The organism is Terriglobales bacterium, assembly GCA_035543055.1.
Taxonomy (GTDB): Bacteria; Acidobacteriota; Terriglobia; order Terriglobales; family Acidobacteriaceae; genus JAIQFD01.
This window is the reverse complement of record DATKKJ010000023.1, coordinates 1-4,648: the sequence shown is the minus strand read 5'-3', so window position 1 is coordinate 4,648 and position 4,648 is coordinate 1. Positions and strand designations below refer to the sequence as shown.

The 4,648-nt window shown below is 64.0% G+C and carries 5 protein-coding genes; all 5 read left to right on the top strand.

The window, feature by feature from the left end; all coding sequences use genetic code 11:
* A partial coding sequence (locus VMS96_01590) for a ferredoxin family protein (GenBank protein ID HVP42091.1) occupies nucleotides 1–237 on the top strand: 237 nt, incomplete at its 5' end.
* A gap of 65 nt (nucleotides 238–302) precedes the next feature.
* On the top strand, nucleotides 303–698 hold the full coding sequence (locus VMS96_01585; protein HVP42090.1) for an MmcQ/YjbR family DNA-binding protein: 396 nt from the start codon (nucleotides 303–305) through the stop codon (nucleotides 696–698).
* A gap of 160 nt (nucleotides 699–858) precedes the next feature.
* Nucleotides 859–1,596, top strand: a complete 738-nt coding sequence (gene recO / locus VMS96_01580) for a DNA repair protein RecO (GenBank protein ID HVP42089.1) — start codon at nucleotides 859–861, stop codon at nucleotides 1,594–1,596.
* 44 nt (nucleotides 1,597–1,640) lie between these two features.
* Nucleotides 1,641–2,663: a glycine--tRNA ligase subunit alpha gene (locus tag VMS96_01575; protein HVP42088.1), complete on the top strand. Its 1,023-nt coding sequence runs from the start codon at nucleotides 1,641–1,643 to the stop codon at nucleotides 2,661–2,663.
* Nucleotides 2,664–2,733: 70 nt separating this feature from the next.
* A partial coding sequence (glyS, locus tag VMS96_01570; GenBank protein HVP42087.1) for a glycine--tRNA ligase subunit beta occupies nucleotides 2,734–4,648 on the top strand: 1,915 nt, incomplete at its 3' end.

Here is a 4,648-nt window from a genome sequence, read left to right as displayed (position 1 = left end):
TGTATCGGCACCAAGGACACCGCGTGCGTGGACGCCTGTCCGGTGGATTGCATCCACCCCAAGAAGGATGAAGAGAAGCACGCCACGGAAGAGATGCTGTACATCGACCCGGTGGAATGCATCGACTGCGGCGCCTGCGTGCCGGTCTGTCCGGTGTCGGCCATCTTCGCGCTCGACGACCTGCCGGAGAAGTGGAAGAGCTTTACCGAGCGCAACGCCAAGTACTATGGCCGGTGAACTGAGCTGAATCTGGAACGCGCACCCGCGTGGTGCGCGTTTTGTTTTGCTTCCACCCAATTCATATGAATATCGATGCAATCCGCCAATTCTGCATGTCGCTGCCGCATGCCACCGAGCAGGTGCAATGGGTGCGGGACCTGGTGTTCAAGGTCGGCGGCAAGATGTTCTGCGTGGTGAACCTGGAGCCGCAGCGCGGCGAGGTCCTGATGTCGTTCAAAGCGACAGAAGAGGAGTTTATTACTCTGCAGGAGATCGAGGGGATCGTGCCGGCGCCTTACATGGCCCGGAACAAGTGGGTGGCCCTGGAGCGGATGGACGCGCTGCCGGCGTCGGAATTGAAGCGTCTGCTGAGGACGTCGTATGAGCTGGTGTTTGCGAAGTTGCCAAAGAAGGAGCAGGACAGATTGGCAGGTAGAGAAAAAGCAGGTCCCTCACGGGCTAAAGCCCGTTCGGGATGACACTGGTTCTTGTTCATTCCTGACAGCTAAGGCGGCTGTCTCACACAAGCCTGAATGCCGCATGAATTCAGGTGTTTCCCCGCTTTCTATCCACCAGTAAGTCAATTACAATCGAGGTTTCTGGGACGAGCGCTGCGACCAGAGTGAGCGGGCGGATGCGATGCCGCTGAAGGAGTCCGAGGCGATCGTGCTGCGCAGCTATCCGCTGCGCGAAGCCGACCTGCTGGTGACTTGCTTCACCCGCTCCGAAGGCAAGGTGCGGGGCGTCGCCCGGGCGGCCAAGAAGTCGAAAAAGCGTTTCGGCGGGGCACTGGAGCCGCTCACCTACGTCCGGCTGTACTGGGAAGACCGCGAGCGGGTGGAGCTGGCGCGTCTGGATTCCTGCGAAGTGCTGGAATCGCCGATGGCCACGCAGGTGGATTACCCGCGGGCGGTGGCGCTGGGATACCTGGCGGAAGTGCTGGACCAGGTGCTGCCCGACCGCGAGGCGCACGACGACCTCTTCCGCCTGGCGCTGTCGGTGCTGCCGCAGGTGCAGGCGGGCGCGATCTGGATGCCGCTGACCTACTTCGACCTGTGGCTGGTGCGGCTGGCGGGGCTGCTGCCGGAGCTGGGCGCGTGCATCGAGTGCGGCGTCGCTTTGAACGGAAGCCGGGCGTATTTCCACCCGCTGGCGGACGGGCTGATGTGCCCGCAGCATAAGCGGCTGGCGTCGGCGGAGATGTCGAGCGAGTCGCGGGCCCTGGCCGCCAGGATGTTCCGGACGCCGGTGGATGCGTTCGCCGGGGAAGAGTGGCCGCGGCAGCGCGGCGCGGACCTGAGAAAGTTCCTGCAGCAGCGGTTGGAGCAGCACCTGGAGAAGAAACTGGTCACGGCCGCCATGCTGGATAAGGTCTAGTACCAAGTACTCAGTACCAAGTACCAAGCGAGCAGCACTCCTTCGTGAGCAATCCACGACAAAACGCGCCCACCTTCCAAGAGCTGGTCTTCAAGCTGCAGAACTTTTTTGCCGAGCGGGGTTGTGTGCTGCAGCAGCCCTACGACGTCGAGGTGGGAGCGGGCACCATGGCGCCCGAGACCTTCCTGCGGGTGCTGGGGCCCAAGCCTTACAACGTGGCCTACGTGCAGCCGTCGCGGCGTCCGGCCGACGGGCGCTACGGGGACAATCCAAACCGGCTATTTAAGCACATGCAGTTACAGGTGATCCTTAAACCTCCGCCTGAGGATGTGCAGGAGCTGTACCTGGACTCGCTGAAGGCCATCGGCATCGACCTAGGCAAGCACGACATCAAGTTCGAGGAGGACAACTGGGAGTCGCCGACGCTGGGCGCGTGGGGCATCGGGTGGCAGGTGATGCTCGACGGGCTGGAGATCACGCAATTCACCTACTTCCAGCAGTGCGGCGGCGTGGACCTGGACCCAATCTCGGCGGAGCTGACTTACGGGCTGGAGCGCATCGCGGCCTTTCTGCAGGACGTGGATTCGATCTACGACATCGTATGGTCCCGCGACCCGAAAACCGGCGCCGTGATGACCTACGGCGACGTGCGCTACCAGGAAGAACTCCAGTTCTCGGTGTACAACTTCGAGGACGCGGACGTGGAGAAAACCTGGAAGCACCTGGAACTGTATGAGGCTGAGTGCGAAGGCATGCTCGCCGCGTTCAAGGAGTTCAGGAGTACCGCATCAAGGAAGCACGACCCGCCTCTCAGCCGTGAGGAAGAAGAGCACATTCTGAAGCTAACAGCTCGATATCCTTTGCTGGGCGCCTTCGACCTGTGCCTGAAGTGCTCGCACCTGTTCAACATCCTGGACGCGCGGGGCGCGATCTCGGTTACCGAGCGGGTGGGCGTGATCGCTCGTATCCGCCAACTGGCGGTGGGAGTGGCCAAGGCGTACCTGGACCAGCAGGCGGCGGCTTCCGAGGAAGCCAAAGAGGAAGAAAAGGCCCGGGCAGGTGCGTAGAACACACCTCGTTGTGACCCGGCTCACATAAGCTCTGCCGCAAACAGTGGGATTCTAGAAGGTTCATTTCATGGCGGACTTCCTCCTCGAGATCGGTACGGAAGAGATTCCGGCGCGGATGATCGACGGCGCCGAGGCCGAGCTGGCGCGCCGCGTGGGCGACTTGCTGGCCCGGGAGCGGCTGGCGTCCGCAGCCAAGGTCGAAGCCTACTCGACGCCGCGGCGTCTTGCCATCCTGGCGCGGAACGTGGCGTCGGCGCAGGCCGATGTCGAGGAGGAAATGACGGGGCCGGCGGTGAAAGTCGCCTTCCAAGACGGGCAGCCGGGGCCGGCGGCCCATGCGTTCGCCAAGAAGGTCGGCGTGGAAGTCGGCAAGCTGGCGCGCGTCACCACGCCCAAGGGCGAGTACCTGGCGGCGAAGGTCGTCAGCCCGGGACGCAGCGCGTCCCAAGTCCTGGCAGAAGCGCTGCCGAAAGAGATCGGGGCGCTCTACTGGGCCAAGAATATGTACTGGCGGGAAGGGAAGCCGGAGCACTTCGTGCGCCCGGTGCGCTGGCTGGTGGCGATGCTGGATGGCGAGGTAGTGCCGCTTGAGTTCGGCGGGGTCGAGGCCGGGCGGCATTCGCGCGGGCATCGCATCCTGGGCAGGGACGTGAGCTTCCCGACCGCCGCTGCCTACGCACCCACGTTGTCCGGCGCCAAGGTGGTGCCGACGCGCGCGGAGCGCGAGCAGCTGATCCGCAAGGCGCTGGATGCGGCCACCCGCACCATCCCCGGCGGGGCGCGCTGGCGCGAAGATAAAGCGCTGCTCGATACGGTGGTCAATCTCACCGAATTCCCGTCGGCCCTGCTGGGCGGCTTCGACCGCGAGTTCCTGAGCCTGCCGGAAGAGGTGCTGGTCACGGTGATGCGCGACCACCAGAAGTACTTCGCGGTCGAGGACGCGAGCGGCAAACTGGCGCCGCACTTCCTGGCGGTGCTGAACACCGACAGCGACCCCGAGGGTATCATCCGGCACGGCAACGAGCGGGTGCTGCGGGCCCGGTTCAACGACGCGCGTTTCTTCTGGGACGTGGACCAAAAGATCCCGCTCAAGCAGCGCGTGGACATGCTGAAGGCCGTCACCTTCCAGAAGGAGCTGGGTAGCTATTACGACAAGTCGCTGCGGGTGCGGCAGCTGACCAACCACATCGTCGAGGAGCTCGGCAGCGGGACCGAGATCAATGACCCGGCGCTGAGCGAGGCGGCCTCGCTGGCCAAGACCGACCTGACGACCGAGCTGGTCAAGGAGTTCACCGAGCTGCAGGGGATAGTCGGCGGGCGGTATGCGCGGGCGCAGGGCTTGGACGCGGCGAGTGCGGACGCCATCTACGACCAGTACAAGCCAGAGTCCATGGAAGACGCAGTGCCGCGCACCATCGAGGGCGCGGTGCTGTCGATCGCCGACAAGGCGGACTCGATCGCCGGGATGTTCGCGCTGGGGCTGCAACCCACCGGCTCCAAAGACCCATTCGCGCTGCGGCGGCAGGCCAACGGGATCGTGAAGATTCTGGCGGAGCATAAGCTGCCGTTGAGCGTGACGAGGCTCCTGGAGCAGGCGCGGGCGGCGTACAAGGGCTCCGAGGCCGAGAAGAAGTTCAAGGACAAGAGGTACAAGGAAGATGTCGCGAGTTTCTTCCGCGAGCGGATCGAGTTCTACCTGCGCGAGGCGGAGGGACTCGAATACGACACGGTGAATGCGGTGCTGGTCGCGGAAAGCGATGACGTGCCGGATGTCGTGTCGAGGGCAAAGGCGGTGTCGGAGGCGCGCAAGGCCGAAGATTTCGAGCACATCGCGGCGGCGTTCAAGCGGGTGAAGAACATCCTGCGGCAGGCGGAAGAGAAGAAGTTTGCGGTCGCCACGAAGCTGGAGCCGGCGCGCATGCAGGACGAGACGGCATTCAAGCTGGTGGGCGAGAGCGTCGCGATCGGAGCGGCGGTCGAGC

Excerpts from the sequence above, each read along its gene's own strand:
- VMS96_01585 (HVP42090.1), top strand. The coding sequence starts at position 303 with ATGAATATCGATGCAATCCGCCAATTCTGCATGTCGCTGCCGCATGCC.
- recO (HVP42089.1), top strand. The coding sequence starts at position 859 with ATGCCGCTGAAGGAGTCCGAGGCGATCGTGCTGCGCAGCTATCCGCTG.